This is a genomic window from Streptomyces flaveolus (assembly GCF_014648815.1).
Classification (GTDB): domain Bacteria; phylum Actinomycetota; class Actinomycetes; order Streptomycetales; family Streptomycetaceae; genus Streptomyces; species Streptomyces flaveolus.
In genome coordinates, this window is the sequence record NZ_BMRV01000001.1 from 630,025 (window position 1) to 656,302 (window position 26,278).

Consider the following 26,278-nt stretch of genomic DNA (forward strand, 5'->3'; position numbering starts at 1 on the left):
GCGAAACGGGCTCCCGGCGTAAGCAGTACCTACGACTTCAATGTCCGTACCGGAGCCCTTTCCCACATGACGAGCAGCACCGAGACCACCGCCACCACCCCGCAGGTTGCGGTCAACGACATCGGTAACGAGGAAGCCTTCCTCGCCGCGATCGACGAGACGATCAAGTACTTCAACGACGGCGACATCGTCGACGGCGTCATCGTGAAGGTCGACCGGGACGAGGTCCTGCTCGACATCGGTTACAAGACCGAAGGCGTTATCCCGAGCCGCGAGCTCTCGATCAAGCACGACGTCGACCCCAACGAGGTCGTCGCCGTCGGTGACGAGATCGAGGCCCTTGTTCTCCAGAAGGAGGACAAGGAAGGCCGCCTGATCCTCTCGAAGAAGCGCGCCCAGTACGAGCGTGCCTGGGGCACCATCGAGAAGATCAAGGAAGAGGACGGGATCGTCACCGGTACCGTCATCGAGGTCGTCAAGGGTGGTCTCATCCTCGACATCGGCCTCCGCGGCTTCCTCCCGGCCTCCCTGGTCGAGATGCGCCGTGTTCGCGACCTCCAGCCCTACGTGGGCAAGGAGCTCGAGGCCAAGATCATCGAGCTGGACAAGAACCGCAACAACGTGGTCCTGTCCCGCCGTGCCTGGCTGGAGCAGACCCAGTCCGAGGTCCGCCAGACGTTCCTCACGACCCTCCAGAAGGGTCAGGTCCGTTCCGGCGTCGTCTCCTCGATCGTCAACTTCGGTGCCTTCGTGGACCTGGGTGGCGTCGACGGCCTGGTCCACGTCTCCGAGCTGTCCTGGAAGCACATCGACCACCCGTCCGAGGTTGTCGAGGTCGGCCAGGAAGTCACCGTCGAGGTCCTCGACGTCGACATGGACCGCGAGCGTGTCTCCCTGTCGCTGAAGGCGACCCAGGAAGACCCGTGGCAGCAGTTCGCCCGCACCCACCAGATCGGCCAGGTCGTGCCCGGCAAGGTCACGAAGCTGGTTCCGTTCGGTGCGTTCGTCCGCGTGGACGAGGGCATCGAGGGTCTGGTCCACATCTCCGAGCTGGCCGAGCGCCACGTGGAGATCCCGGAGCAGGTCGTCCAGGTCAACGACGAGATCTTCGTCAAGGTCATCGACATCGACCTCGAGCGTCGCCGCATCAGCCTCTCGCTGAAGCAGGCCAACGAGGCCTTCGGTGCCGACCCGTCGGCGGTCGAGTTCGACCCGACCCTGTACGGCATGGCCGCGTCCTACGACGACCAGGGCAACTACATCTACCCCGAGGGCTTCGACCCCGAGACCAACGACTGGCTCGAGGGCTACGAGACCCAGCGCGAGGCCTGGGAGACCCAGTACGCCGAGGCGCAGCAGCGCTTCGAGCAGCACCAGGCGCAGGTCATCAAGTCCCGCGAGGCGGACGAGAAGGCCGCTGCCGAGGGTGGCGACACCGCGAGTGCGGCTCCGGCCGCGTCCGGTGGCGGTTCGTACTCCTCCGAGGGTGGCGACAACTCCGGCGCCCTCGCGTCGGACGAGGCGCTTGCCGCGCTCCGCGAGAAGCTGGCCGGCGGCCAGAGCTGATCGCGGGCCGCTGAGGCCTAGCCGTTGACACTGAGGGGCCGTACCTTTCGAGGTACGGCCCTTCGGCGTTGCCCCGGCTTTGGCCCCGGCGCTGCCGCCCCCGCCGTCAAGATCACAGCGCCCCGCTCCGGGAATGCCCGTCCCGGCACCGGCGTTATGACGTACGGACACGAGGAGGGGAGCGGTCACTGTGCTTGATCCGCAGGGTTTGTACGCGTGGGAGCCGAAGGGCCTGGCCGTGGTCGACACGGCACTCGCCCAGGAGTCGGCCGGGCTGGTCATGCTCTACCACTTCGACGGATACATCGACGCCGGCGAGACCGGCGACCAGATCGTCGACCAGGTGCTCGACTCACTGCCCCACCAGGTCGTCGCCCGCTTCGACCACGACCGGCTGGTGGACTACCGGGCCCGCCGCCCGCTGCTGACCTTCAAGCGCGACACCTGGACCGACTACGAGGAACCCACCATCGAGGTGCGGCTCGTCCAGGACGCCACCGGAGCACCCTTCCTGCTGCTGTCGGGCCCCGAACCGGACGTGGAGTGGGAGCGTTTCGCCGCCGCCGTGGGACAGATCGTCGAGCGGCTCGGCGTCCGCCTCTCGGTCAACTTCCACGGCATCCCCATGGGCGTCCCGCACACGCGCCCCGTCGGCATCACCCCGCACGGCAACCGCACCGACCTCGTCCCGGGCCACCGCAGCCCCTTCGAGGAGGCGCAGGTCCCCGGCAGCGCCGAGGCGCTCGTCGAGTACCGGCTCATGCAGGCCGGCCACGAGGTGCTGGGCGTCGCCGCGCACGTGCCGCACTACATCGCCCGCTCCGCCTACCCGGACGCGGCGCTGACCGTCCTGGAGGCCATCACGGCGGCGACCGGACTGGTCCTGCCCGGCGTGGCGCACTCCCTGCGCACGGAGGCCCACCGCACCCAGACCGAGATCGACCGGCAGATCCAGGAGGGCGACGAGGAGCTCACCGCGCTCGTCCAGGGCCTGGAACACCAGTACGACGCCGCCGCAGGCGCCCAGACCCGGGGCAACATGCTCGCCGAGCCGGTCGAGATCCCGTCGGCGGACGAGATCGGCCGCGAGTTCGAACGGTTCCTGGCCGAGCGGGAGGGCGAAGGCTGACGTCCGCGGCGCCCCGTCCGAGGCGCCGTCACCGGCAGGCCCTAAGCTTCCGCTCATGCTGACAGTGGGCCTGACCGGCGGGATCGGCGCCGGCAAGAGCGAGGTGTCGCGGCTGCTCGTCGAGTGCGGAGCCGTACTGATCGACGCGGACCGCATCGCGCGCGAGGTCGTCGCGCCCGGGACCCCGGGGCTCGCGGCGGTCGTGGAGGCGTTCGGCGCGGACGTGCTCGCCGGCGACGGCAGCCTGGACCGGCCCAAGCTGGGCTCGATCGTGTTCGCCGACCCGGCGAAGCTGGCCGCGCTCAACGCGATCGTGCACCCCCTGGTCGGCGCCCGCTCCCGCGAACTGGAGCAGTCCGCCGCCGAGGACGCCGTGGTCGTCCACGACGTCCCGCTGCTCACCGAGAACGGCCTCGCGCCCCTGTACGACGTCGTGGTCGTCGTCGACGTCGACCCGGCCACCCAGCTCGACCGGCTGGTGCGGCTGCGCGGCATGACCGAGCAGGACGCACACGCGCGCATGGCCGCCCAGGCGACCCGGGAACAGCGCCGGGAGATCGCCGACGTCGTCATCGACAACGACGTACCGCTGGAGGAGCTCCGGCACCGGGTGAAAGAGGTGTGGGCGGAGCTGGCCCGCAGGGCGCACGGGGAGTAGCCCGGCGGCCCCGGCGAGGACCCCGCCGCCCCGGCCGGCCCAGGAATAGCGGCCTCCGTGCGGGCGTTGATCCCTTCCAGCGAGGGAAGGACTCTGCCGTGCCCGAGACCAGCGGTCCGACCGGACGGACTCCGGAGACGGACGTCATCGACTTCCGCGCCGCCGAGCAACTGCTCGCCGCGCGTGATCCCGGGGGCGCGGTGAAGCTCCTCGACCAAGTCATCGCAGCGCATCCGGAGAGCACCGCGGCACGGCTGCTGCGCGCCCGTGCCTTCTTCGCGGCGGCGCAGCTCAGACCGGCCGAGCTGGAGTTCACCATCGTCCTGGAACGCGAGCCGGACAACGCGTTCGCGCATTTCGCGCTGGCCCGCACCTTCGAGCGCCGGGGCTGCCCCGACCAGGCCAGACGCCACTTCCGGCTGGCGGCGGCCTTGGACCCGAACCCGGAGTACCTGCAACAGGCGCGGTTCGACTCCTGATCCCTTGGCGGGCGGCCGGGGTCCCGGGCGTCAGGTGTGCGGCGCTCAGTCCCACGGGCTCCCGCGTGTCCCCGGCTTCCTGGGCGGCCGTGGCGGCGGATCGGTCCGTATGCGGTGCTCCGGCGGCCGGTACGGCGGGACGTCGCGGCCGGGCTGGTAGTGCGGGCCCTGGCGGATGTGCCGGAGGACCACCGTCAGGTCGACCGTGATGATCAGCCACAGCACCCCGAAGGCCGCGGCCCAGCCGGGCCGCCCGGTGAGCGCGAAGACGGCCGTCCCGAAGATCGTCCAGACCACTCCCCACACGCACAGCCACAAACGCGCCCGCAGGGCACTGCGCGCGGTTGTCGGTTCACTGCCTGTACGCATGGGACCACTGCTCCTGTCAAAGAACGTACTCCCGGAAAGCCGGGGAGGAAACCGAGCCGTGCGGCGGGACCGGGCCGTGCGACCGGCGGACCGGGCCGTGCCGCCCGACCTCGCTGTCTTCCGCGACCCCGACACGGCACGGCTGGTTTGCCGCTCTGCGCCGGCGACCGCCGGGCGCTCACTCGATCGGGTGAACCGGCCTCGGAGTGGAACGACTGTGCGGATGCGGTCCGTTGGACGGGCATGGAGCTGAAAATGAGAGAGGGACACCAGGGGACGGGACCCGGAGCCATCACTCCGGACGGCTGCGCGGTCGAGCTCTACTCCCGGCTGCCCGTCGGCGCCGAGCCGGACATCGTGGCCTCCGCGGTGCCCGCGGGCGCACGCATTCTGGAACTGGGCAGCGGGGTGGGCCGCATGACCCGGCCGCTGCTGGAGCGCGGGTTCGCCGTCACGGCGGTCGACGAGTCCGCCGAGATGCTGGAGCACGTGCGCGGAGCACGGACGATATGCGGCCCGATCGAGCACCTCGACCTGGGGGAGACGTTCGACGCGGTGATGCTGGCGTCGTTCCTCGTCCACGCCGGGGACGTCGAGGTCAGAAGGGGGCTGCTGAGTGCGTGCGCCCGGCATGTCGCGGAGGACGGCTGCGTACTGATCCAGCGGGAGGGCGAGGACTACCACACGAACGTGCCGCGCGAACGGGTGGACCCCAGCGGTTTCACCGTGCGGATCGTGTCGGCGGAGCCGGTCGGGGACGGCGTCAACTCGGTTCACGTGGAGTACGCGTTCCCGGACGCGGTCTGGACGCAGACCTTCCGTGCCCGGCCGCTGACCGCGGAGCAGTTCGAGGAGGCGCTCGCAGAGGCGGGACTGAGGGTGGACCGGTATCTCACCGAGGACGGGACGTGGGTGCGGGCGGTTCCCGCGGGCCAGGGCTAGGGAAGCGGCGTCGGAGGCGGCGCGGGAAAGGGGGGCGGTCGTCGCGGCAGAGGCGATGAGTTCCGGGGCGGGCAGGGGTCTGCCTCCCCGACAGCAGCACGGACCGCCCAGCCCAGGAGACCCCCATGTCCGAGACCACGGCCACCGCCTCCGTCACGTCCACCTCCGCCGTCACCTCCGGGGCCTCCGTCCCGGCGGCCCGCGGGCGCGGTGCCCGGATCGCCCTGCGTGGGGTGCAGGTGATGCTCGCGCTGTTCTTCGCCGTCGCGAGCGCCCTGCCGAAGCTGATCGCCCACGCGTCGGCGGCCGAGACCTTCGACGAGATGGGCTGGGGCGATGCCGGCATGTACGCCGTCGGCATCCTCGAACTGGCCGGAGCGATCGCCCTGTTGGTGCCCGTGCTCCAGTCGGTGGCGGCGACGGCACTGAGCGGGCTGATGGTGGGCGCGTTCCTCGTCCAGCTCACCTGCTTCGACGGCGAGAACGCGGCGACGCCGCTCATCCTGATGGTCCCGCTGCTGCTCGTGGCCTGGGCCCGCCGGGGGCACAACGCGGAGCTGCTCCGCCTGGTCCGCGGATGACAGGCCCGCGGGCGGTCCGGACCCGCACGCCACCGCCCCGCCCCCGGACCCGGTCCGGGAGCGGGTCCGTCGTCTCAGGCGCCTTCCGGCCGGCCCAGGCCCTCCAGGCCGCGCAGGCGTTCCAGCTCGCGCCGGTCCCGCTTGGTCGGGCGTCCGGCGCCGCGGTCGCGGATGCCGGCCGGGGCGACGGCCTCGCGGGGCGGGGGCGGCGGGGAGTTGTCGATGTAGCACTGGACGGCGACCGGGGCCCCGACCCGCTTGCGGATCAGCCGCTTCACGACGACGACCCGCTCCCTGCCCTCGTGCCGCAGGCGCACTTCGTCGCCGACACGCAGGGAGTACGCGGGCTTCACGCGCTCCCCGTTCACCCGGACGTGACCGCCCCGGCAGGCGGTCGCACCGAGGGAGCGGGTCTTGATCAGGCGGACGGCCCAGATCCAGCTGTCGACCCGGACACTCTCGCCGTGCTGCGGCCCGGCAGCCTCGGCGGCGGCGATCGCGGCGGCGGTCTTCGGGTCCGGGGCGTGGTCGGCGGCCTTCGCCTCGGCGGGGTCCGGTACGGCAGTCGCCTCGCCGTTTCTGCCTTCGTCATGCTCGGAAGCCATGCCCCGACCTTAGTCGCCCGGCCCCGTGAGGGGGATCGGATATCGGCGGGGCAGGACGCCGGGACGCGAGCGCCGGGACGCCGGGTTGCCGTGCCGACCGGCAGGCGGCGGCACGGTGATCCCCCGGGCGGCGGCGCGGTGGTCCGGTGGTCTTACGGTGGGGGACATGGACACCAGCGGCCTCGTCGGACTCGATCAGCGGATCGCGGGGTGCCGGGCCTGTCCGCGGCTGGTCGACTGGCGGGAGGAGGTGGCCCGCACCAAGCGGGCGGCCTTCGCCGACTGGACGTACTGGGGCCGCCCGGTGCCCGGCTTCGGCCCGCCGGACGCGCGCCTGCTGATCGTCGGGCTCGCCCCCGCGGCCCACGGCGGCAACCGCACCGGCCGGATGTTCACCGGCGACCGCTCCGGTGACGTGCTGTACCAGGCGCTGTACGACGTGGGGCTCGCGTCCCAGCCCACCGCGGTCTCCGCCGACGACGGCCTGGAACTGCACGGCGTGCGCGTCACCTCCCCGGTGCACTGCGCCCCGCCCGCCAACAAACCCACCCCCACGGAGCGCGACACCTGCCGCCCGTGGCTCGTCCAGGAACTGGGCCTGCTGCGGCCGACGCTGCGCGCCGTGGTCGTCCTCGGCGCCTTCGGGTGGCAGGCCGCGCTGCCCGCGGTCGCCGCGGCCGGCTGGACCGTCCCCCGGCCCCGCCCCGCCTTCGCACACGGCGCCCACGTCACGCTGCACGCCCCCGACGACCCCGACCTGCACCTCTTCGGCTGCTTCCACGTCAGCCAGCGCAACACCTTCACCGGCCGGCTCACCCCCGAAATGTTGCGGGAGGTGCTGCGCACCGCCGCAGGGGCGGCGGGCCTGCCCACGGCGGAAAGGGGATGATCCGGCCGGGCCGCCGACGCTACGGTGCCCCGATGGGCCTGTATCCGAAGACCGAACCGTACGACCACGGCATGCTCGACGTCGGCGACGGCAACCACGTCTACTGGGAGACCTCCGGGAACCCGCACGGCAAGCCGGCACTGGTGCTGCACGGCGGGCCCGGGTCCCGCACGAGCCCCAACCTCCGGCGCTACTTCGACCCGGCCGCGTACCGGATCGTGCTGCTCGACCAGCGCGGCGCCGGACGGTCGGTACCCGCGGCGAGCGACCACGCCACCGACATGAGCGTGAACACGACCGCCCACGTCATGGCGGACCTGGAGCGCCTGCGCGCCCACCTGAGCATCGAGCGGTGGCTGGTGTGGGGCGTGTCGTGGGGGTCGGCCCTGGCGCTGCGGTACGCACAGACCCACCCGGGCGTCGTGTCCGAACTCGTACTGACCGGCGTCGCGACCGGCTCGAACCCCGAAGTGGACCTGCTCACCCGAGGGCTGGGGAACATCTTCCCGGAGGCCCACGAGCGGTTCCTCGCCGAGCTGCCGGCCGACGAGCGCGACGGCAATCCGGCCGCCGCCTACAGCCGGCTGCTGGAGTCACCCGACCCGGCCGTGCGGGAGCGGGCCGCGCGGGCCTGGACCGACTGGGAGACGGCGATCATCCCCGCGCCGCCGGGCTCGGTCGCGCGTTTCCAGGACCCGGTGTTCCGCCTGGGCTTCGCCCGTACCGTCACGCACTACTGGGGCAACGACCACTTCCTCGGCGACGGCAACGACGAGGGAGTGGTCCTGCGGGACGCGCACCTGCTCAAGGGCATCCCGGGCACCCTGGTGCAGGGCAGCCTCGACTTCGGCAACCTCCTCGGCATCGTCTGGCGGCTCCACCACGCCTGGCCGGACAGCGAGCTGGTGGTCGTGGACGAGGCAGGACACGACGCCGGAGCGGTCGGGGACGACGCGCTGGTGGCCGCGACCGACAAGTACGCCCGCGCCGAGGCCTGACCGGAGCGGCCGAGCCAGAGCCCTACGGCTGCCACACGTACCGCACGTCGGGCTCCCGCTCCTCGTTCCGGGAGCCGTCCGTCCACCGATCGGCCGTGAACCCGTGCCGCTCGTAGAAGCGCCGCGCGGGCGTGTTGGCCTGGAAGGTCCACAGCGACAGCCCCGCCGGCCGGCGCTCCTTGGCCAGCGTGACGAACCGGTCCCCGATCCCGCGCCCGCGCCGGTCGGGGGCGAGGTACAGCTGCGCCAGCTCGCTCTCCTCCAGCACCATCACGCCCACCACCTCACCCGCGGCCTCCGCCACCCACGTCTCGCGCCGGGGCACCACCACGTGCCGGAACCAGTCCCGGACCTCCTCGTCGGTGCGGGGCCGGACCACGGCCGGCAGCGCGGCGGCGAAGGACCGCAGCCAGACGTCGGCCGCGGCGCGGGCGTCGGCGGCCGTCGCGCGCCGCAGGACGACCTGCTCACCCTCCAGCCGGCTCACGGACGCGCTCACGGGCGTACCTGCTCCGGCACGACCGCCGTCGCAGTGATCTCGACCAGTTGCCCGGGATACCCGAGGCAGCTCACCCCGAGGAGCGTCGAGGAATGCGGACCCGTGCTCAACCCGGACGCCTCCACGACGTCCCAGACCGCGGACAGTACGGCCGTCTCGGTGCCCACGACGTACACATCGGTCGACACGACGTGCTCCAGCCGGCTGCCCACAGCGCGCAACTGCTCGGTGAGGTTGGCGATCACCTGCTCCGCCTGGCGGACGGGATCGCCCTCGCCGACCAGCTTCCCGTCCGCGTCGAGCGGCACGGACCCGGCCAGGAAGGCGAGCTTCGTCCCGGCCTCGACGACGGAGGCGTGGGAGTAGACGGGCGGCGGGAACAGGCCGGGTACGGTGACGCGCTGGATCACGGAGGCTCCTGGGAGGCGTACGGACAACTCCTGGATCCTCCGCTCCCCGCACGCCCGCCGCATCCGAATTTGCCTCGTGCCCCGCGCCCCGGCCGCCTAGGCTGCCGGCGTCCGTTCATGCCGGCCCCCACCACCAGGAGCCCACAGCAGTGCCCTCCCTCACGGACCAGGCCTTCCTCGACACCACCGCCGACCGGCTCGCCGCCCTGCCCACCGTCCGGGCCGTCACCCTCGGCGGATCCCGGGCCCAGGGCACCCACCGGCCCGACAGCGACTGGGACCTGGCGGTCTACTACCGGGGCGCCTTCGACCCGGACGACCTCCGTGCCCTCGGCTGGCCGGGGGAGGTCTTCGACATCGGAGCGTGGGGCGGCGGCGTCTTCAACGGCGGAGCCTGGCTGACCATCGACGAACGCCGGGTCGACCTGCACTACCGCGACCTCGACGTGGTCGAGCACGAGACGGCACGGGCGGAGACGGGCCGCTTCGGCGTGGAGCCGCTGATGTTCCACCTGGCCGGCATTCCGACGTACCTGGTGGTCGCGGAGCTGGCCGTCAACGAGGTGCTGCGCGGCGAACTGCCCCGCCCCGGCTACCCGGAGGCCCTCCGCGTCACCGCTCCGGAGCGCTGGTACGGCGCGGCCACGGCCACCCTCGCCTACGCCAAGGCCGGCCACGCCCCCAAAGGAGCGCTGACCCAGGTCGCCGGTGCGATCGCCCTCGCCGCGACACAGACCGCGCACGCCGTGCTGGCGGCCCGCGGGCAGTGGGTCACCAACGAGAAGGGGCTGGTCGAACGGGCGGGGCTGGGCGGGACCGACGTACTCCTGACGCGTGTGACGACGGACCCGCAGTCCCTGGCAGCGGCGGTCGCACGGGCCGAGGAACTGCTGGGCGAGGCCATGGAGGCGGCCCGGCGCGGTCGGTGACCGCCTCCGACGGCGGAGGCAACTCCGCGCGGAGCCGCGGCGTCGACGAGCAGTCCAGGAACGCCCCGCCGCCCGTCGGCCGTCACCTCGCCGAAACCCGCCCGTTTCCGCCCCAGCAAAAACCGACCGTACCCTTGACAGCACACGTCACAGCCCGGCCACCGTCGCCCGAAGGCTCACCCCCGCCCTCGACCAGCCGACAGGAGCCCCGCGCCCCGTGCCCCGCACCGCCCGCCCCGCCGCCCTCTCGCTTCCGCCCTGGCTTGCCCACGCCCTGAGTGCCCAGCGCGGACCCGTGCCCTGGAGCGCGGTCACGCGGGGAGCGCTGGCCGGCGGGCCGCTGCTGCTCGCCGCCCTGCTCGCCGGGCGCACCTCCCTCGGTGTCGTCGCCGCCATCGCCGCCATGCTGGCCGGCATCAACGACCGGCCGGGCAGTCGCCGTACCTCCGTCCGGCGGATCGGCGTGCCGGCGCTCGCGGGGACGGCGGGGCTGCTGGCCGGCACGTACGCGGGGCAGCACCTCGGCCCCGTCCCGCTGACCCTGGCGCTGACCGTGCTCGGGCTGGCCGCCGGAGGCATCAGCGCCGTCGGCACCGTCGCGTCCGGTACCGGGACGCAGGTGCTGGTCACCGCCGCCGTGGGGGCCGGCATGCCGCTGCCCGACCCCGGGTGGCAGAGCGCCCTCGCCTTCCTCGCCGGCGCCGGATGGCTGCTCACCCTGCGGCTGCTCCTGCCCACCCCCGGCTCCCTCACCGGCGACGTGCGCCTCGACTTCCGCTTCGACGGGGAGCGCGCGGCCGTCGCCGACGTGTACGACGCCGTCGCCGCGCTGCTGGAGGCCGCCGGCACCGAACACGCCACCGCCCGCAGGGCCGCGCTCACCGCCGCCCTCGACCACGCCCAGGACGCGCTCGCCGGGCCCCGGCTGCGGCGCCACGCCTCCTCCTCGGCCGAACGGCGGCTGCACGCGCAGTACGCCGCCGCGCTGCCCCTCGGCGAGGCCGCGACCGCGCTCGCCTGGGCCGAGCACCCCGTGCCCGCGCGGGCCGCCGAAGGTCCCCGGCGACTCGCCGCGGCCGTCCGCGGCAACACCCACACCGGGCCGCTGCCCGCCCCCACCCGCACCGAGCCCGCTCTGCGCGCCCTCGACGACGCCCTCCTGCACGCCGCGGAGGCCTTCGACCGGGGCAGCGGCCGGGACCTGCACACCCGCAACCGGCCGCTCGCCTCCATGGCACGCACCGTCCTCGGCGCCGGCGGCCGGGAGTACGGGCTGCGCGTCGGTCTCTGCTTCGGAGCCAGCGCCGCCGTCGCCCAGATCCTGCACCACGGCCACTGGTACGGCTCGCACCAGCACTGGTACTGGCTGCCCGCCACCGCCGTCTTCCTGGTCAAGCCCGACCTGGGGCCGCTCGTGTCCCGGGTACTGTGCCGGGCGGCCGGGACCGTCCTCGGGGCGCTCGTCTTCGCCGGGTTCGCCGCCGTGCTGCCCCGGCCGGAAGGGCTCGTCGCGCTCGTCGCCGTCAGCGGCGCCCTCGTGCCCGTCGCCGCCCGGCACTTCGCCGCCCAGACCGCCGTCGTCACCGTCCTCGTCCTCGCGCTGGTCATGACCGGCGGCGAACCCCAGGCCGCGCTCAGCCGCATCGGGGAGACACTGCTGGCCTGTGCGATCGTGCTGATCGTCGGGCACCTGCCGATGCCGGGACAGCGCGGCGGCACGGTACGCGCCCGACTGGAGGCGGCGGGCGGCGCCGCGCAGGCCTATCTCGCCCACGTCCTGAGCGAGTCCGACGACCGCGCAGCCCGGTGGCGGCTGCGCCGGGAGGCCTACCGCACCCTCGCCGAAGCCCGTACCGCCGTCGCCCTCGCCGCCGCCGAGCTGCCGGCGCTCGCCCGGCACTCCGCGGGCGCCGACGAGGTCGCCGCCGTCCTGGAACGGCTCGTCGACACCACCACCGCGTGCGCCGTGCACCTCGACGACAGCGGCCGCCTCACGCCCGGGCACACCGAACGGCTCGCCGAGCTGCGGGACGAGCTGACCGCGCGGCGCGAACGGGCGGGACTGCGCCTGCCGGAGCTGCCGGTCGCCGGGTGACCGTCACGCCGGGCAGTCGGCAGACGGGTGGCCGTCACGCCGGACCGGCGGCACGGAAAAAATCTTGCCGCGCCGCGATGAGTTCCGCGCCTCCCGCCGGTCAGCACCCCCGACGGACCGTCGTTCAGGAGGAGCTGGAGCCCATGTCGCTTCCCGAGATCGTCTCGCGCGAGGACTGGCGCGCGGCACGCGAGGCCTTACTGGCCAAGGAGAAGGCGGCCACGCGGGCCCGGGACGCGCTCAACGCCGAGCGGCGCGGACTGCCCATGGTGGAGATCGACAAGGAGTACGTCTTCGAGGGCGGCGACGGCAAGGCCACCCTCCTCGACCTCTTCGAGGGGCGCGACCAGCTCGTCGTCTACCACTTCATGTTCGCCCCCGAGTGGGACGCCGGCTGCCGCAGCTGCTCGGCGTTCCTGGACCAGATCGGGCACCTCGCCCACCTGCGCGCACGCGGCACCTCGTTCGCGGCGGTGTCCCGGGCGCCGTACCCGAAGATCCTGCCGTTCAAGGCGCGGATGGGCTGGACGCTGCCCTGGTACTCGTCGTACGTCAGCGACTTCAACACCGACTTCGAGGTGACCCTCGAACACGAGGGGGAACTCAGCGAGCGGCCGGGACTCAGCTGCTTCCTGCGGGAGGGCGACCGGGTCTTCCACACCTACTCGACGTACGAGCGCGGCCTCGACGGGCTCGGCTCGACCACCAGCCTCCTCGACCTGACCGCGCTCGGCCGGCAGGAACAGTGGGAGCGGCCCGAGGGGCGTGCGTCGGCTCTCGGGGCGCCTGCGGGCAGTGAGGGAATCCGGTACCACGACGAGTACGACGACTGACACGCTGCGTAGCGAAAGGACCCGAACGGCTGAGACGGCGCTCACACTTTGCGGTGAACGAGTGTCAACTTAGTCTCAGTACCGTCACTTCACGAGGCGTTCACTCCATGGTTGGCGTTTAACTCTACGAGTACAGCGCTACATGGAGGTGCAGGGTGAACGGGCGAACGGTGCTCGAGCGCTTTCCCGCCGGCGGGCCGCGTGGTTCCTGGCCGGCGGAGGAGTTCGCGCATGCGCGGCGTCTGGAGGGCCTGCCCGCCGAGGTCGTCATGGACCTCGCCACGGACATGTTCCTGGTCGTCGTCCCCAGCGGCGGGACCGCCGGTGACGCGGCCGCGTGACGACGTGCGGCGCACCGGGTGAACGGCAGGATCAGCCCGCCTTCGGGGCGGGCACCGGCGCTTTCGTGAACTGCTCCGCCTGGAGCGCGTACAACTCCGCGTAGACCCCGCCCGTGGCGAGCAGCTCCTCCGGAGTTCCGGACTCCACCAGCCGGCCCTGGTCGAGGACGTGCACCAGATCCGCGTGGCGCACGGACGCCAGCCGGTGGGTGATGAGGACGACCGTCTGCCCGCTGCCGGCCAGGGCGCGGATCTTCTCGAAGACCTCCAGTTCGGCCCGGGCGTCCAGGGCGGCCGTCGGCTCGTCCACGATGAGGATGCGGCCCCTCCGGTATGCCGCCCGGGCGATCCCGATCCGCTGCCACTGCCCGCCGGACAGCTCGTGACCGCCGCTGAAGTTGCGGGCCAGCAGGGTGTCCAGGCCGCGCGGCAGGTCCGCGATCACCTCCTCGGCGCCGGCCTCGGCGACCGCGTCGGCCACCCGTTCGTCGCCGAGCGGCGCGGAGGAGCGGCCCACGGCGACGTTCACCCGGGCGGTGAACGGCCAGCGCTTGAAGTCCTGGGCGACCATCGCGACGCGTTCGGCGAGCGCGTGCCGGTCCGCCGTCGCCGCGTCGACACCGTCCCACGTGATCCGGCCGCCGTCCGGGGTGTACAGCCCGGCGAGCAGCTTGACCAGGGTCGTCTTGCCCGAGCCGTTCTCGCCGACGAGCGCGATGATCCGGCCCAGCGGCAGCGAGAGCGTCACGCCGTCGAGCGCGGGACGGGTGGCGTCGCCCGGGTAGCGGAACGTGACGTTCTCGAAGCGGATCTCCTTCGGGTCCTCCGGCAGCGCGGTGCCGCCCACGGGGATGGCCCGGCCGGCCGCCTCCACGTGCAGCCGTTCCAGGTCGCCGACGAACAGGGCCTCCTCGTGCAGCGCGTTGAGCTCCACGACGAGCGTGCCGAGGCTCTGCGAGCCGGTGCGGATCGCGATCACGGCCGTACCCGCCACCGACAGGGCCATCGCGCCGCCCAGCAGCAGCCCGCCGAGCGTCGCGTACGTCGCCGCCGTCGCCAGCCCCGTCCACGCCGCCGCGACCAGCCCCGTACGGGCCGCCAGCCGGGCCAGCCGGGCCTGCTCCGCCTCGGCGGTCTCCGACATCGCGCGGAAGTGCCGCAGCAGGAAGGGGCCCAGGCCGTGCACCCGGATCTCGGGGGCCGCCGCCGGTTCGATGAGCAGGCTGCCCAGCAGGCGTCCTGCCCGCTCGTGCTGCACCCAGGCGTGGAAGGACTCGTACCGGCGGCGGGCCAGCGTCAGTGCGCTCCAGGCGCTCGGCAGCGTCATCGTCACCAGCAGCGGCAGCAGCGCCGGATGCAGCACGGTCAGCACACCGGCCGCCGCGACGAGCGAGATCATCGCGTTCACCACGCGCGTGCCGTACATGATCATGCGTCGCGCGGAGGCCGCCCCGTACTGGGCGGTGTCCAGCAGTTTGTGGAACGCATGGTCCTCGATCGCGGCGAGCTCCACGGCCGCCGCCCGCTCCAGATAGCGTTCGGTGGCCACCCGCTCCACCTTGGGCTCCAGCCGCCCGGTCGCGTACGTCGAGGCCGCCCGCAGCAGCGCCGCCACCAGCATCACGGCGGCGACCGTGACCAGTGCGGGGACGGTCCCCCGCAGCCGGTCCTCGATCGGGCCGGCGGCCATCAGCCCGGCCAGCACGCTGTTGACGGCGAGCAGGCTGACCGCCTGGGCCACGCCCCGGCCCACCTCGGCGGCCAGTACGGTCCGCGCCGCCTGCGGGTCGGCCTGCCGGGCGAGCCGGAGGCTGGACAGCAGCAGCGACGGCAGCCGGGTCACCATGGCCCGGAAACCCAGCTCCAGGAACGCGTCCGCGTGCTGGTTCCAGCCCATGTCGTAGCGCAGGGGCCCGCCGAAGAGCAGCCGCTCCGACTCCGACACCCCGGCCGGCTCCGCGCCGCTTCTCTTCCCCACCGCCGGCCCCCGTTCGTGGACGAAGAGCCACTATCGCGGGGGCGGGCTCACTCCGGGCAGGGCGCGAGCGGGGGAGACCGGAGCGCGCGGGCGCACGCCGTACCGGCCGAAGCGGGCAGGGGCGTGCCGGGTGCGAGGGGGGGAGCGGGAGGCTCGGGAGGGAGTGACGAGTCGCGGCTGGAGGGCCGGCGGCTCCGGAGGGGCGGAGGGAGCGCGCGGGTAGGGCGGCGGCTCGCGGCGCGGACGATCCGGGGGTGGGCACGCTCGCGCACGGGAGCGCGCCGTGGGTACGGGCGTCGGGCGATGCGGGATGTGCGGGGCGGAACGGGCCGGTGGACTCGGACAGGCGCGGGCGGCGCGGCGCGGAGCGCGCCGGGCGTTATGCGCTCACCGGGCGTGACCACGTCGGCGTCGTGTCCGTCAGGCGGCACAGTGCCAGGTAGAGCGGGATGGGCGGGGTGTAGGGGACCGTGCCGTCCGGCCGGTGTATGAGGCCGGGAACGCCCGGGGAGTCGGGGACGACCGCGCCGGTGGCGTACCGCGCAGGGGCGGGCCACTCCAGGGCGTAGTCGGAGTCGGACGGGACGATCCACCACCAGTGCGCCTCGTCGGCGTAGACGCACCCCACGCGTGGCAGCCGGGGCATCACCAGAGGGCCGAAGCGCGCGGGGACCGCCACCGCGTCGCAGCCCAGCGGGGCCGTCATGCCGTCGGGCACGGGCAGTCGCCGGGGCGTTCCGGGCTCGCGCAGCGCGCGCTGCAGACGGACCAGGGTGTCCAGGCCGAGCGGGCGGACGCCGGACGGAGCCCTCATAGCCATGCGGTCCCCGTTCCGTGGTGGGCCTCTCGGTGGTGTCCCTCCGCCTCGCCGTCGTCGCCGGTGTCGTCGGCGGGTCCGGGCTTCGGGCGGGCGCCCCAGCCCAGGTCGTTGCGGGGCTCGGACGGGTCGCGCGGTGTGTCGGCCTTGCGTGGCAGTTCGGCCCAGACCAGGAGTCCGGGCCCGTGCTCGTGGGCGCCCCAGGCGTCGCACAGGGCGTCGACGAGGAGGAGTCCCCGGCCGTGCTCGTCGTCGGGCCGCTGCCCGTCGGACGGGTGCGGCTGGCCGGGCGCGCATCCCTCGTCGCGCACGGCTATGCGCACCAGCTCGTCGCCGTCGTGCAGCTCGCACACGATGTGCCGGCTCGCGGTGTGCACGATCGCGTTGGTCACCAGCTCGGAGACCACCAGGGCCGCGGTGTCGCAGGTGTCCTCGCACACCGACCAGCCGTTCAGCCGGGCTCGCGTCAGGCGTCTGGCCTGCGCGGGAGAGCCTGGGTGTGCGGCCAGCTCGAAACGGAACCGCCGCTCGGCAGCGGCGGCCCCCGCGGGGCCGGCTCCCATGGCGGCGCCGAGGCCCGGTGGGGCCGCGACGGCGTCTGTTCCTAAGGGCGCGGACGGAATCACGCTTGCCACTATCGCCCCGCCGGGAACACTTGGCAAGTGTCACTCTGAAAATTGCAGAGTGCTGTGTGACGGTCTGGAAGGCCGTGGCACACTGCTTCGCAACAGCACGTCGAGCGGCGCCACTTCAGATCACCGAGGGTCTGCCCAGGCTTTCGAATAGGTCTTCGAATGGCGCCGCCGGGCTGTCCGCGCGCATCGCGGCCGGCTCGTCGATGATCACGGGGTCGCCGGTTCGGGGATCACCGGATCACGGGACGGTTCAGGACTCTTCGTGGAGGTGGGCGGTGAGCGAGCCGCGGTCCGCGCCGACGGTCGGCCAGGTCGTCCTCGGCCGTCGACTGCTCGACCTGCGCGAACGCGCGGGGCTCAAGCGCGAGGAAGCCGCCCGTATCCTGCGCGTCGCCCCCGCGACGGTCCGTCGCATGGAGATGGCCGAGGTCGCCCTCAAGATCCCGTACCTCCAGCTGCTGCTGAAGGCCTACGGCATCGGGGACGAGGAGGCCGAGGTCTTCGTCCAGCTGGCCGAGGACGCGAACAAACCCGGGTGGTGGCAGCGCTTCCACGACATCCTTCCGGGCTGGTTCTCCATGTACGTCAGCCTGGAGGGCGCGGCCGCGCTGATCCGTTCCTACGAGCCCCACTTCGTCCCCGGGCTGCTGCAGACCGAGGACTACGCGCGCGGGGTGCTGCGCTCGGGCGCCATCGGCCAGACCCGGCCGGACGACATCGAGCGCCATGTCGCCCTGCGCATGCAACGCCAGGACCTGCTCACCCGTGAGGACGCGCCCCGGCTGTGGGTCGTCATGGACGAGACCGCGCTGCGCCGCCCGGTCGGCGGCCCGGAGGTGATGCGTGCCCAGATCGACAAGCTGCTCGACGCCACGAAGCGGCCCAACGTGACGCTGCAGATCGCCCCGTTCGCGAACGGGCCGCACCCCGGCACGTACGGGCCCTTCGTGCTGTTCCGATTCGCCGTGCCGGAACTTCCCGACATGGTCTACAGCGAGTACCTGACCGGCGCCGTCTACCTCGACGCGCGCGCCGAGGTGGCGACCCACCTCGAGGTCATGGACCGCATGGCGGCCCAGGCCGCCACGGCACATCGCACGAAGGAGATCCTCCGGGATCTCCGCAAGGAGTTGTGAATGAACCGCATCACGTCCCAGCCATCGCCACGCGGCCGCGCCGAGCGGATCTACAACGGCATGCCCGCCCGCGAGCTGGGCAGCGAGGGCTGGCACAAGCCGTGGAGCGGCGGCAACGGCGGCAACTGCCTGGAGGCGATGAAGCTCGCCGACGGCCGCATAGCCGTACGGCAGTCCACCGATCCCGACGGACCGGCGCTGATCTACACCTCCGCCGAGATGACGGCCTTCATCGAGGGAGCGAAGGCGGGGGAGGCGGACTTCCTGCTGTCCTGAAGCACGTACCGCTGTTGATGCATGTTCTTAAGCTGTTTGGCATTGAGTCGATCACCGATTGCTGCGAGAACCTCACACCTTGGAGCGCGCCATGACCGGGCAGCACCATGCCGACGTCGACACGAGCAGACCGCACCCCGCGCGGATGTACGACTGGTATCTCGGCGGCAAGGACAACTACCCGGTCGACGAGGAGATGGGCCGGCAGATGCTCGCCCTCGACCCGAGGGTGCCGGTGATGGCGCGGGTCAACCGCGCCTTCATGCACCGCGCCACGCGCTGGCTGGCCGGCCACGGCGTCCGGCAGTTCCTGGACGTCGGCGCGGGGATCCCCACCGAGCCCAACCTCCACCAGGTGGCGCAGGAGATCGCGCCCGACTCCCGCGTCGTCTACTGCGACAACGACCCGATCGTGTTGGCCCACGCGGCGGCCCTGCTGCGCGGCACACCCGAGGGCACGACCGAGTACCTCCAGGCCGACGTGCGGGATCCCGACGCCGTCCTGGACGGCGCCAGGAAGGTCCTGGACTTCGACCGGCCCGTGGCGCTGTCGCTGGTCGCGCTGCTGCACTTCGTCTCCGACGAGGACGGCGCGCACGACCTGGTCGGCCGGCTGCTGTCCGCGCTGCCCTCCGGCAGCCATCTGGTGATGACCCACGCGACGGCCGACTTCACGCCCGAGGAGTCGCGGGCGGCCACCGAGAAGCTCAGGGCCGCCGGCGTCACCCTGGCCCTGCGCTCACGCGAGGAGTTCGCCCGCTTCTTCGAGGGCCTCGACCTGGTCGAACCGGGCATCGAGGTGCCCCACCTGTGGCATCCGGAGCTGGGTGAGCCGGTCGCCGGGCAGGACGACGGTGTCATCCCCGGATACGGGGCGGTGGCCCGCAAGCCGTGACCGGGGACAGGCGCGGCCAGCCGGGGGTGTAGGGGCCGATCACGGCTCGGGCGGTGCGGACGCTTCAGGCCGTCATCGGACGGTCGTACGGGCCGATCGGCGCCGGCAGCCGTGTGCTGCCGCCCGACAGGTGGCGGTCGACGGCGGCCGCCACCGACCGCCCCTCGGCGATCGCCCACACGATGAGCGACTGCCCGCGGGCGGCGTCCCCCGCGGCGAACACCCCGGGGACGTTGGTGGCGAAGTCCCGGCCGCGGGCGATGGTGCCCCGGGGGTCCAGCTCCAGCCCCAGCCCGTCGACGAGCCCGTCCGTCCGGTCCGGGCCGGAGAACCCGAGGGCGAGCAGCACCAGGTCGGCGGGGAGCGCCCGCTCGGTCCCGGGCAGCGGACGGCGTCCGGCGTCCACCCCGACCAGGTGCAGCGAGCGCACGTGCCCCTCCGCGTCGCCGGTGAGGCGGAGCGTGGACGCCGCGAACAGCCGCGCGTCCGCGTCGGCCGCCGGCGCCGACCGCAGATGACGTGCCTCCTCGTGCGCGGCCGACAGCCGGTAGAGCCTCGGATACGTCGGCCAGGGCTCGGCCTCCTCGTCGCGTTCTCCGCCCGGCTGCGCGTAGATGTCCAGCTGGGTCACGGAAGCGGCCCCGTCGCGCACCGCCGTGCCGAGGCAGTCGGCGCCGGTGTCACCGCCGCCGACGATGACGACGTGCTTGCCGGCGGCGGACAGCGGGGAGGCCGCCAGATCTCCCTCGCACACCCGGTTGGCCAGCGGCAGGTACTCCATCGCCTGGTGCACCCCGGCCAGCTCCCGGCCCGGCACGGGCAGTTCGCGCCAGGCGGTCGCCCCGGTGGCGATCACGAGCGCGTCGTAGCGAACCCGCAGCTCCGCCGCGTCGGCGTCCCGCCCGACCGCCGTCGACGTACGGAACTTCGTCCCCTCGGCCCGCATCTGCTCGACACGGCGCTCCAGATGCCGCTTCTCCAACTTGAACGCGGGGATGCCGTACCGCATGAGCCCGCCGATCCGGTCTTCCCGCTCGTACACGGCGACCGTGTGCCCGGCCCGGGTCAGCTGCTGGGCGGCCGCGAGCCCGGCGGGCCCCGACCCGATCACCGCTACGGTCCGCCCGGACAGCCGGTCCGGGGGACGCGGGGAGGTGAACCCCTCCTCCCAGGCCCTGTCGGCGATGGCGCACTCGACGTTCTTGATGGTGACCGCCGGCTGGTTGATGGCGAGCACGCACCCCGTCTCGCACGGCGCCGGGCACAACCGGCCCGTGAACTCGGGGAAGTTGTTCGTGGCGTGCAGCCGGTCGCTCGCCGCCCGCCAGTCCGCGCGGGCGACCAGTTCGTTCCACTCCGGGATCAGGTTGCCGAGCGGACAGGCGTCGTGGCAGAAGGGCACACCGCAGTCCATGCACCGGTCGGCCTGCGGACCGATCAGGGGAAGCAGCGCGCCCGGAACGTACACCTCGTTCCAGTCCCGCACCCGTTCCCCGGCGGGCCTGCGGGGCCAGTCCTCGCGGGGCGTGGTCATGAATCCCTTGGGGTCGGCCATGGCCGTCTTCCTTGCGTGCGGGCTGGCAGGCCGGGCGTCGCCGGGCGACGCTCTCCCGGTCACGATACGTCCCGCCGCAGCCGCCCGCAGAGCGCCGGACGGCGCCGTGCCACAGGCCCTCCCGGCGACCGGCCCGACCGTCTTCGCGCAGGACCGCCGCAGGCCCGGCGCGGCGCCGGCACTCAGGCGAGGGCCAGCACGTACGCCACCGCCGCCGCGGCCGAGGCACCCGTGCGGACGTGGTTCCAGGCGGTCCACTCGCGCACGTACGCGGGCCAGCGGCCGGCGGCCTCCGCCGAGCCCGGCTCCAGGCCGAGCAGCGCCGTGTTGCGCGGCACGTTCGCCGCCGCGGTGACCCCGAACGACCCGAACAGATACAGCGCGCTGCCCAGCAGCAGCTCCACCGCGCCCTCGTCCGGCCACAGCACGAACGTCACCACCGCGATCACCGCGGAGACCACCGTCGTCCCGAGGAACACCAGCATGAACGCCGGGCGCACCGCGGCCGTGTTGATCGCGTTCATCGCCGCGACGCCCTGCGCGGGCGGCAGCGCGGCGAGCCCCCGCATGACGAACGTCGAGAACGCGCAGAACACCCCCGCCGCCAGGCCGGTCCCGAGCACGCCCAGCACCGTCAGCACGAAGTACGGCCCATCGATCATGTCGCGTCCACTCCCACCCGTCGGGCAGGTGCCCCTCCGGCACCGCCTGCCTTCGATCACCCCCAGTCAACTCCAGCACGGGCACGGTGACCATGGCCGAGCGACGCGGAAGCAGGCGCGGGCGCCCGGAGAGGCCCCCACGCGTGCGGGACGGCCGACGGCGCATCATGGGCACGTGCGACTGGAAGCGATCACCTGGGACCGGCTCGGCGACCGGCTCGCCGAGCGCCTGCTCGACCTCGCGCCGGCCGACGGCAGCCCCTGGCCGCGCGTCGCCTTCGACGGTGCGCCCGCCGCCCGCCCCGGCGACCTCGCCGAACGGGTCGGCGAGGCACTGCGCCTGCGCGGCCGCCCCTCCCTCGTCGTCGGGACGGAGGGCTTCCTGCGCCCCGCCTCCCTCCGGCTGGAGTACGGACGTCAGGACGTCGAGGCCTACTACAACGGCTGGCACGACACCGGCGCCCTGTGGCGTGAGGTCTTCGACCCCCTCGGTCCCGGCGGCGACGGACGGGTGCTGCCCGATCTGTGGGACCCGGTGACCGACCGGGCCACCCGCAGTCCTTACGTCCATCTCCCGGCGGGCGGCGTGCTGCTGTTGCACGGGCCCTTCCTGCTGCGCCACTGGTTCCCCCTCGATCTCAGCGTCCACCTCGTCCTCACCGCCGGTGCCCTGCGACGCCGTACCCCCGAGACCGAGCACTGGACCCTCCCGGCCTTCGACCGCTACGCCGAGGAGGCCGACCCCGCCGGCAGCGCCGACGTCCTGGTGCGCGCCGACGACCCCCGCCACCCGGCGTGGAACGGCTGACCGGACGACTTCCGCGACGCCCGCCGCGCAGGGGCCCTGTCAGAGCCAGCCGTTGCGCCGGAAACCCCGGTACAGCACCAGGCACGCGGCGGATATGACGCCCAGCACCAGGCCGTAGCCGTACCGCCAGCCCAGTTCCGGCATGTGGTCGAAGTTCATGCCGTACACCCCGCAGACCATCGTCGGCACGGCGACTATCGCGGCCCAGGCCGTGATCTTCCGCATGTCCTCGTTCTGCGCGACCGTCACCTGGGCGAGATGCGCCTGCAGGATGGAGTTGAGGAGTTCGTCGAACGCGGCGATCTGCTCAGTGGCCCGCAGCAGATGGTCGGACACGTCACGGAAGTAGGCCTGTATCTCCGGGTCGATCACCCGGGCCGGCCGGGTGGCCAGCTCCTCCAGCGGCCGGCCGAGGGGCACCACGGCCCGCTTCAGCTCGAGGAGTTCACGCTTGAGCTGGTAGATCCGGCCCGGGTCGACCCGCGCGCCGTTCTCCGCGAACACGTCGGTCTCGACCTGGTCGATGTCCGCCTGCACCGACTCGATGACCGTCAGGAAGTCGTCGACCACGTGGTCGGCGATCGCGTGCAGCACGGCCGACGGCCCCTTGGCGAGCTGTCCGGGATCGGTCTCGAGTTCCTCGCGCAGCGGGCCGAGCGAGCCGTGTCGGCCGTGCCGCACGGTGATCACGAAGTCCTCGCCGACGAACACCATGATCTCCCCGGTGTTCACCACCTCGCTGGTGGCCGTGAGTTCCTCGTGCTCGACGTAGCAGACCGTCTTGAACACGGCGAAGAGCGTGTCGCCGTACCGCTCCACCTTCGGGCGCTGGTGGGCCTCGATCGCGTCCTCGACCGCCAGCGGGTGCAGATGGAAGAGCTCCGCGATGCCCGCGAACTCCCGGGCCGTCGGTTCGTGCAGACCCAGCCAGAGGAAACCGCCGCCGTGCTCCCGCATCCGCCGCACGGCGTCGACCGGTTCGTCGTCCGCGGGAGTGCGGACGCCCTTTCGGTAGGTCACGCAGTTCACCACCGAGGAGCCCAGCGGGGAGCGGGCCGGGTGGCTCAGATCGACGCGCGGGCGCCGCCGGGCCAGCCGCGCCACTCCGCGGAGGCCGCCGACCCTGCCGAGTGTCGTCACCTTCCGCAGATTCCCCGCCATCGACATTCCGATCTCCTCGCGTGGGTCCTCTCGCGTCGCGCTTTTCGCGCCGTGGCGCGCCAGTCTGCCAGCTCCGCGTCAGCGGTGTACGAGCCTGTGGAAACGGGAGATTCCGCTTTGTTCCCCCCTGTGGAAGGGCCCCTTGCGGTCGGCTTCCCGCGGTGCCGCGGGCCCGTCGCGCCGGAGCGTCGCCCGCTTCCGGCAAGCCGGGCAACTGGGATGATCGGGGCATGACGCGAACCGACGGATACCTCCTCGACAACCAGCAGGCCGAGGCGGCGGAGCGCTTCGACGCCTTCGCCACGCTCTTCGACCCCACGACGTTCCGGCACCTCGACGCGCTCGGCGTCGGCCCCGGCTGGCGCTGCTGGGAGGTCGGGGCCGGCGGCACGTCCGTGGTGTCCTGGCTGGCCCGGAAGGTGGGGCCGACCGGCAAGGTCGTCGCGACCGACATCGACACCTCGCGAGTCGCCCCGGCCGCCCGCCCGCCGGTCGAGGTCCGCGTCCACGACGTGGCCGCGGAGGAACCCCCGGGGGAGGGCTTCGACCTGGTGCACGCCCGCCTCGTCCTCGTTCACGTCCCGGACCGGGAACGGGCGTTGCGCTCCATGGTCGAGGCCCTGCGGCCGGGCGGCCGGCTGCTCGTCGAGGACGCCGACCCCGCGCTGCAGCCCCTGCTCTGCCCCGACGAGCACGGCCCCGAGCAGCAGCTGGCGAACCGGCTGCGGCAGGGGTTCCGCGACCTGCTCGCCCGCCGCGGTGCCGACCTGTCCTACGGACGCAGGCTGCCGCGCCTGCTGCGGGAGAGCGGCCTGCGCCGCGTGGAGGCCGACGCCTACTTCCCGGTCACCTCACCCGCCTGCTCCGCACTCGAGTCCGCGACGGTCCGGCAGGTCCGCGATCAGCTGGTCTCCGCCGGCGTGGCCACGGACGAGGACATCGACCGGCACCTCGCCAACGTCGCGTCCGGGAGCATGGATCTGGCGACCGCACCGATGATCTCGGCGTGGGGGCGCAAGGCGTAGCCGCGGAGGGGCGTTCACGACGCCTCCCGCCGACCGGGTGCGCCCCAGGCCGCTCGGACGGACGGCAGGTCGCGGGCGCACAACGGCGCCTCCGGGCACGGTGCCCCTGTTCCGGCCGGCCCGCCGATCAGCCGTCACCCCCGGCTCGCGGGGGCCTCCCGCCCACCCGCTCGACCGCCACGGCTCCCGCCCGGCACCCCTCCGTCGCCGCGTCCTCGGGCGTCGCACCCGCGACCAGTGCGGCGAGGAACGCCCCCGTGAAGGCGTCACCGGCGCCCGTACTGTCCCGTGGACACGCCGGGACGGCGGGGACACGCGCGCACACGGCGCCGGACCGGGCCACCAGGGCACCCTCGGCGCCCTGCTTGGCGATCACCAGCGGAACGTGCCGGCTCAGTTTGGCCGCGGCGTCCGCGCCGTCGGGCAGCCCGGTGAGCAGGCACGCCTCGTCACGGCTGGGCAGCAGGACGTCGACTCCTTCGATCAGGCCCAGGAAACGGTCGACGCCCAGATCCGACAGGAAGCCCGCCGACGCCGGATCCAGGCTCACCGGTACCCCACGCGCGTGTGCCGAGGCCAGCGCGACCTCCGCCAGGGCGCGGCTCGGCTCCGAGAAGAGGAGATAGCCCGACAGGTGCAGCCGTGCGACCCCGTCGAGCAGCGTGTCCGACCAGTCACCGGGCTCCAGCCGCAGCGACGCGCCACTGTCCGTCAGGAACGTCCGCTCGGCCGAGGCGCCCGTATCGACCAGGCAGACCACCGTCCCCGTGGGCGCCGACCGGTCGACGACCAGGAGGGGCCGCACCCCGTGCGCCAGCAGCTCCCGCTCGTGCCAGGCCCCCGCGTCCGCGCCGACCCGACCCAGCATCCGAACGTCCCCGCACCCCGCGTACGCGGCCCAGCAGGCCACGTTGGCCCCCGCCCCGCCGGGCAGCCGCCGGATCGAGGCGGCCGTGTCCGTGCCGGTGGCCAGCGGCCCCCGGTGCCGGGCGACGACATCGGTGACGACGTCCCCGACGACCAGCAGCGCGCCGTCCGTTCCGGTGGTCATGCCGCGGCCCACGCCGCCGCGACACGTGCCGCCAGCCGCACGTTGCCGCGCACCGCCGCCAGATTGGCGCTCAGTGACGCGCCGTCGGTGTGCCGTACCAGGTAGTCCAGCAGGAACGGGGTGACCGCCTGACCTGTGACCCCCTCCTCCTCGCACGCGTGCAGCGCGTCGGCGAGCACGCGTGCGTGCAGCACGGGATCGAGCTGCTCCTCCCGGGCAACGGGGTTGGCGACGACGAGCGCCGACTCCGGCCCGCCGAGCGTGTCCTGCGCGCGCATCACCGCCGCCACCTGCTCCGGGGTGTGCAGCGTCCAGTCCACCGGATGCCCCGAGTCGGACAGGTAGAAGCCGGGGAAGCGGTCCGTGCCGTACCCGGCCACCGCGACCCCCAGCGTCTCCAGCCGCTGCAGGGTCGCCGGAACGTCGAGGATGGACTTCACGCCCGCGCACACCACGGTGATCCGGGTGCGCGCCAGCAGACCGAGGTCGGCCGACTCGTCCTGCGTCACGGTCCACTCCCGGTGCACGCCGCCGAGCCCGCCGGTCGCGAAGACGCGCACCCCCGCCCGGGCGGCCAGCAGGGCGGTCGCCGACACGGTGGTCGCCCCGCTGGCCCCGGCGGCCAGAGCGAGCGGCAGATCGCGGTGACCCAGTTTGCGGATGCCTTCCTCGTTCGCGACCCGCTCCAGCTGCCCCTTGTCCAGGCCGACATGCGGCCGCCCGTCCAGCACGGCGATCGTCGCCGGTACGCCGCCCTCCTGCCGCACGGCCTCCTCCAGCTCCCGTGCCACCAGCAGGTTCCGCGGGCGCGGCAGCCCGTGCGCGATGATCGTGGACTCCAGGGCCACCACGGGGCGATGCGCGTCGATCGCCGCCCGCACCTCTTCCGACACCACCAGCATCACGCGCCTGCCTCCCCAGTCCGTCGGTTCTCCCTCATCTCTGGCGGTCGGGAG

At 73.3% G+C, this 26,278-nt stretch carries 29 protein-coding genes; 17 read left to right on the forward strand and 12 right to left on the reverse strand.

Annotated features, from left to right (window positions below):
• The first annotated feature begins 66 nt into the window (after nucleotides 1-66).
• From rpsA to IEZ05_RS02830, 4 genes are all read left to right on the forward strand, one after another.
• Complete coding sequence (gene rpsA / locus IEZ05_RS02815) at nucleotides 67-1,566, forward strand: 30S ribosomal protein S1 (protein WP_189228337.1); 1,500 nt, start codon at nucleotides 67-69, stop codon at nucleotides 1,564-1,566.
• A 190-nt stretch (nucleotides 1,567-1,756) separates the two neighbouring features.
• Entirely contained in the window at nucleotides 1,757-2,695 is a 939-nt protein-coding gene (locus IEZ05_RS02820; RefSeq protein WP_189228338.1) for a PAC2 family protein, read from the forward strand.
• A 55-nt stretch (nucleotides 2,696-2,750) separates the two neighbouring features.
• Complete coding sequence (gene coaE / locus IEZ05_RS02825) at nucleotides 2,751-3,353, forward strand: dephospho-CoA kinase (protein ID WP_189228339.1); 603 nt, start codon at nucleotides 2,751-2,753, stop codon at nucleotides 3,351-3,353.
• A gap of 98 nt (nucleotides 3,354-3,451) precedes the next feature.
• Nucleotides 3,452-3,832: a tetratricopeptide repeat protein gene (locus IEZ05_RS02830; RefSeq protein ID WP_189228340.1), complete on the forward strand. Its 381-nt coding sequence runs from the start codon at nucleotides 3,452-3,454 to the stop codon at nucleotides 3,830-3,832.
• Between the two features lie 45 nt (nucleotides 3,833-3,877).
• Here IEZ05_RS02830 and IEZ05_RS02835 read toward each other — a convergent pair whose 3' ends face one another.
• Nucleotides 3,878-4,201: a DUF6343 family protein gene (locus IEZ05_RS02835; protein WP_189228341.1), complete on the reverse strand. Its 324-nt coding sequence runs from the start codon at nucleotides 4,199-4,201 to the stop codon at nucleotides 3,878-3,880.
• A gap of 243 nt (nucleotides 4,202-4,444) precedes the next feature.
• On the opposite strand from IEZ05_RS02835, the gene IEZ05_RS02840 reads away from it, so the two are divergent.
• Both IEZ05_RS02840 and IEZ05_RS02845 read left to right on the forward strand, forming a co-directional pair.
• Nucleotides 4,445-5,143, forward strand: a complete 699-nt coding sequence (locus tag IEZ05_RS02840; RefSeq protein WP_189228342.1) for a class I SAM-dependent methyltransferase — start codon at nucleotides 4,445-4,447, stop codon at nucleotides 5,141-5,143.
• 125 nt (nucleotides 5,144-5,268) lie between these two features.
• The gene (locus IEZ05_RS02845; RefSeq protein ID WP_189228343.1) at nucleotides 5,269-5,724 is read left to right on the forward strand and encodes a DoxX family protein; all 456 of its coding nucleotides are present in this window, start codon (nucleotides 5,269-5,271) and stop codon (nucleotides 5,722-5,724) included.
• A gap of 74 nt (nucleotides 5,725-5,798) precedes the next feature.
• On the opposite strand, the gene IEZ05_RS02850 is transcribed toward IEZ05_RS02845, so the two are convergent.
• Nucleotides 5,799-6,329, reverse strand: a complete 531-nt coding sequence (locus IEZ05_RS02850; RefSeq protein WP_189228344.1) for an RNA-binding S4 domain-containing protein — start codon at nucleotides 6,327-6,329, stop codon at nucleotides 5,799-5,801.
• A 166-nt stretch (nucleotides 6,330-6,495) separates the two neighbouring features.
• Between IEZ05_RS02850 and IEZ05_RS02855 the strand changes: the two genes are divergently transcribed.
• Both IEZ05_RS02855 and pip read left to right on the forward strand, forming a co-directional pair.
• Nucleotides 6,496-7,218, forward strand: a complete 723-nt coding sequence (locus IEZ05_RS02855) for a uracil-DNA glycosylase (protein WP_189228345.1) — start codon at nucleotides 6,496-6,498, stop codon at nucleotides 7,216-7,218.
• A 32-nt stretch (nucleotides 7,219-7,250) separates the two neighbouring features.
• A complete protein-coding gene (gene pip, locus IEZ05_RS02860) occupies nucleotides 7,251-8,216 on the forward strand; it encodes a prolyl aminopeptidase (RefSeq protein ID WP_189228346.1) in 966 nt (321 codons plus the stop codon).
• A gap of 22 nt (nucleotides 8,217-8,238) precedes the next feature.
• Here pip and IEZ05_RS02865 read toward each other — a convergent pair whose 3' ends face one another.
• Together IEZ05_RS02865 and IEZ05_RS02870 are read right to left on the reverse strand one after the other, a co-directional pair.
• Nucleotides 8,239-8,715: a GNAT family N-acetyltransferase gene (locus IEZ05_RS02865; RefSeq protein WP_373298720.1), complete on the reverse strand. Its 477-nt coding sequence runs from the start codon at nucleotides 8,713-8,715 to the stop codon at nucleotides 8,239-8,241.
• Nucleotides 8,712-9,125, reverse strand: a complete 414-nt coding sequence (locus IEZ05_RS02870) for a RidA family protein (RefSeq protein ID WP_189228347.1) — start codon at nucleotides 9,123-9,125, stop codon at nucleotides 8,712-8,714. Before IEZ05_RS02870 ends, IEZ05_RS02865 begins: the two co-directional genes overlap by 4 nt.
• A 149-nt stretch (nucleotides 9,126-9,274) precedes the next feature.
• Here IEZ05_RS02870 and IEZ05_RS02875 point away from each other — a divergent pair, with 149 nt between their 5' ends.
• The 4 genes from IEZ05_RS02875 (at nucleotide 9,275) to IEZ05_RS02890 (ending at nucleotide 13,323) form a co-directional block, all read left to right on the forward strand.
• Nucleotides 9,275-10,054: a nucleotidyltransferase domain-containing protein gene (locus IEZ05_RS02875; protein WP_189228348.1), complete on the forward strand. Its 780-nt coding sequence runs from the start codon at nucleotides 9,275-9,277 to the stop codon at nucleotides 10,052-10,054.
• 217 nt (nucleotides 10,055-10,271) lie between these two features.
• Entirely contained in the window at nucleotides 10,272-12,149 is a 1,878-nt protein-coding gene (locus IEZ05_RS02880) for an FUSC family protein (RefSeq protein ID WP_189228349.1), read from the forward strand.
• A gap of 143 nt (nucleotides 12,150-12,292) precedes the next feature.
• The gene (locus IEZ05_RS02885; protein WP_189228350.1) at nucleotides 12,293-12,982 is read left to right on the forward strand and encodes a DUF899 domain-containing protein; all 690 of its coding nucleotides are present in this window, start codon (nucleotides 12,293-12,295) and stop codon (nucleotides 12,980-12,982) included.
• 155 nt (nucleotides 12,983-13,137) lie between these two features.
• Nucleotides 13,138-13,323: a hypothetical protein gene (locus IEZ05_RS02890; RefSeq protein WP_189228351.1), complete on the forward strand. Its 186-nt coding sequence runs from the start codon at nucleotides 13,138-13,140 to the stop codon at nucleotides 13,321-13,323.
• Between the two features lie 31 nt (nucleotides 13,324-13,354).
• Here IEZ05_RS02890 and IEZ05_RS02895 read toward each other — a convergent pair whose 3' ends face one another.
• The 3 genes from IEZ05_RS02895 to IEZ05_RS02905 all read right to left on the reverse strand — a co-directional run bounded on the left by IEZ05_RS02895 (nucleotide 13,355) and on the right by IEZ05_RS02905 (nucleotide 16,753).
• Nucleotides 13,355-15,220, reverse strand: coding sequence for an ABC transporter ATP-binding protein (locus tag IEZ05_RS02895; protein WP_373298725.1), 1,866 nt, complete (start codon nucleotides 15,218-15,220; stop codon nucleotides 13,355-13,357).
• 460 nt (nucleotides 15,221-15,680) lie between these two features.
• Nucleotides 15,681-16,115, reverse strand: coding sequence for a hypothetical protein (locus IEZ05_RS02900; RefSeq protein WP_189228564.1), 435 nt, complete (start codon nucleotides 16,113-16,115; stop codon nucleotides 15,681-15,683).
• Nucleotides 16,112-16,753 (reverse strand): ATP-binding protein, encoded by a 642-nt coding sequence (locus IEZ05_RS02905; protein WP_189228352.1) that lies wholly within the window; start codon nucleotides 16,751-16,753, stop codon nucleotides 16,112-16,114. The genes IEZ05_RS02900 and IEZ05_RS02905 overlap by 4 nt, the downstream gene beginning before the upstream one ends.
• Before the next feature lie 275 nt (nucleotides 16,754-17,028).
• On the opposite strand from IEZ05_RS02905, the gene IEZ05_RS02910 reads away from it, so the two are divergent.
• The 3 genes from IEZ05_RS02910 to IEZ05_RS02920 all read left to right on the forward strand — a co-directional run bounded on the left by IEZ05_RS02910 (nucleotide 17,029) and on the right by IEZ05_RS02920 (nucleotide 19,060).
• On the forward strand, nucleotides 17,029-17,889 hold the full coding sequence (locus IEZ05_RS02910; protein WP_189228353.1) for a helix-turn-helix domain-containing protein: 861 nt from the start codon (nucleotides 17,029-17,031) through the stop codon (nucleotides 17,887-17,889).
• Nucleotides 17,890-18,165 (forward strand): DUF397 domain-containing protein, encoded by a 276-nt coding sequence (locus tag IEZ05_RS02915; RefSeq protein WP_189228354.1) that lies wholly within the window; start codon nucleotides 17,890-17,892, stop codon nucleotides 18,163-18,165.
• 91 nt (nucleotides 18,166-18,256) lie between these two features.
• Nucleotides 18,257-19,060: an SAM-dependent methyltransferase gene (locus IEZ05_RS02920; protein WP_189228355.1), complete on the forward strand. Its 804-nt coding sequence runs from the start codon at nucleotides 18,257-18,259 to the stop codon at nucleotides 19,058-19,060.
• 64 nt (nucleotides 19,061-19,124) lie between these two features.
• Here IEZ05_RS02920 and IEZ05_RS02925 read toward each other — a convergent pair whose 3' ends face one another.
• Nucleotides 19,125-20,615, reverse strand: coding sequence for a glutamate synthase subunit beta (locus IEZ05_RS02925; RefSeq protein ID WP_189228356.1), 1,491 nt, complete (start codon nucleotides 20,613-20,615; stop codon nucleotides 19,125-19,127).
• A gap of 182 nt (nucleotides 20,616-20,797) precedes the next feature.
• A complete protein-coding gene (locus tag IEZ05_RS02930) occupies nucleotides 20,798-21,277 on the reverse strand; it encodes an anthrone oxygenase family protein (RefSeq protein ID WP_189228357.1) in 480 nt (159 codons plus the stop codon).
• Between the two features lie 175 nt (nucleotides 21,278-21,452).
• On the opposite strand from IEZ05_RS02930, the gene IEZ05_RS02935 reads away from it, so the two are divergent.
• Nucleotides 21,453-22,085, forward strand: a complete 633-nt coding sequence (locus IEZ05_RS02935) for a nucleoside/nucleotide kinase family protein (RefSeq protein WP_189228358.1) — start codon at nucleotides 21,453-21,455, stop codon at nucleotides 22,083-22,085.
• A gap of 39 nt (nucleotides 22,086-22,124) precedes the next feature.
• Here the strand turns inward: IEZ05_RS02935 and IEZ05_RS02940 are convergent, their stop codons facing one another.
• A complete protein-coding gene (locus tag IEZ05_RS02940) occupies nucleotides 22,125-23,252 on the reverse strand; it encodes a magnesium and cobalt transport protein CorA (RefSeq protein ID WP_189228359.1) in 1,128 nt (375 codons plus the stop codon).
• 224 nt (nucleotides 23,253-23,476) lie between these two features.
• Between IEZ05_RS02940 and IEZ05_RS02945 the strand changes: the two genes are divergently transcribed.
• A complete protein-coding gene (locus tag IEZ05_RS02945; RefSeq protein WP_189228360.1) occupies nucleotides 23,477-24,271 on the forward strand; it encodes a methyltransferase in 795 nt (264 codons plus the stop codon).
• 127 nt (nucleotides 24,272-24,398) lie between these two features.
• Here IEZ05_RS02945 and IEZ05_RS02950 read toward each other — a convergent pair whose 3' ends face one another.
• Entirely contained in the window at nucleotides 24,399-25,322 is a 924-nt protein-coding gene (locus IEZ05_RS02950) for a carbohydrate kinase family protein (protein WP_189228361.1), read from the reverse strand.
• On the reverse strand, nucleotides 25,319-26,227 hold the full coding sequence (locus IEZ05_RS02955; protein WP_189228362.1) for a pseudouridine-5'-phosphate glycosidase: 909 nt from the start codon (nucleotides 26,225-26,227) through the stop codon (nucleotides 25,319-25,321). The genes IEZ05_RS02950 and IEZ05_RS02955 overlap by 4 nt, the downstream gene beginning before the upstream one ends.
• Nucleotides 26,228-26,278 lie beyond the last annotated feature (51 nt).

Bases quoted from the DNA above. Each gene is read 5' to 3' on its own strand.
- IEZ05_RS02940 (WP_189228359.1), bottom strand. From the start codon at position 23,252: ATGTCGATGGCGGGGAATCTGCGGAAGGTGACGACACTCGGCAGGGTC.
- IEZ05_RS02885 (WP_189228350.1), top strand. From the start codon at position 12,293: ATGTCGCTTCCCGAGATCGTCTCGCGCGAGGACTGGCGCGCGGCACGC.
- IEZ05_RS02920 (WP_189228355.1), top strand. From the start codon at position 18,257: ATGACCGGGCAGCACCATGCCGACGTCGACACGAGCAGACCGCACCCC.
- IEZ05_RS02855 (WP_189228345.1), top strand. From the start codon at position 6,496: ATGGACACCAGCGGCCTCGTCGGACTCGATCAGCGGATCGCGGGGTGC.
- IEZ05_RS02850 (WP_189228344.1), bottom strand. From the start codon at position 6,329: ATGGCTTCCGAGCATGACGAAGGCAGAAACGGCGAGGCGACTGCCGTA.
- IEZ05_RS02840 (WP_189228342.1), top strand. From the start codon at position 4,445: ATGGAGCTGAAAATGAGAGAGGGACACCAGGGGACGGGACCCGGAGCC.
- IEZ05_RS02945 (WP_189228360.1), top strand. From the start codon at position 23,477: ATGACGCGAACCGACGGATACCTCCTCGACAACCAGCAGGCCGAGGCG.
- pip (WP_189228346.1), top strand. From the start codon at position 7,251: ATGGGCCTGTATCCGAAGACCGAACCGTACGACCACGGCATGCTCGAC.
- IEZ05_RS02845 (WP_189228343.1), top strand. From the start codon at position 5,269: ATGTCCGAGACCACGGCCACCGCCTCCGTCACGTCCACCTCCGCCGTC.
- coaE (WP_189228339.1), top strand. From the start codon at position 2,751: ATGCTGACAGTGGGCCTGACCGGCGGGATCGGCGCCGGCAAGAGCGAG.
- IEZ05_RS02915 (WP_189228354.1), top strand. From the start codon at position 17,890: ATGAACCGCATCACGTCCCAGCCATCGCCACGCGGCCGCGCCGAGCGG.
- rpsA (WP_189228337.1), top strand. From the start codon at position 67: ATGACGAGCAGCACCGAGACCACCGCCACCACCCCGCAGGTTGCGGTC.
- IEZ05_RS02835 (WP_189228341.1), bottom strand. From the start codon at position 4,201: ATGCGTACAGGCAGTGAACCGACAACCGCGCGCAGTGCCCTGCGGGCG.
- IEZ05_RS02950 (WP_189228361.1), bottom strand. From the start codon at position 25,322: ATGACCACCGGAACGGACGGCGCGCTGCTGGTCGTCGGGGACGTCGTC.
- IEZ05_RS02895 (WP_373298725.1), bottom strand. From the start codon at position 15,220: ATGGGCTGGAACCAGCACGCGGACGCGTTCCTGGAGCTGGGTTTCCGG.
- IEZ05_RS02925 (WP_189228356.1), bottom strand. From the start codon at position 20,615: ATGGCCGACCCCAAGGGATTCATGACCACGCCCCGCGAGGACTGGCCC.
- IEZ05_RS02930 (WP_189228357.1), bottom strand. From the start codon at position 21,277: ATGATCGATGGGCCGTACTTCGTGCTGACGGTGCTGGGCGTGCTCGGG.
- IEZ05_RS02900 (WP_189228564.1), bottom strand. From the start codon at position 16,115: ATGAGGGCTCCGTCCGGCGTCCGCCCGCTCGGCCTGGACACCCTGGTC.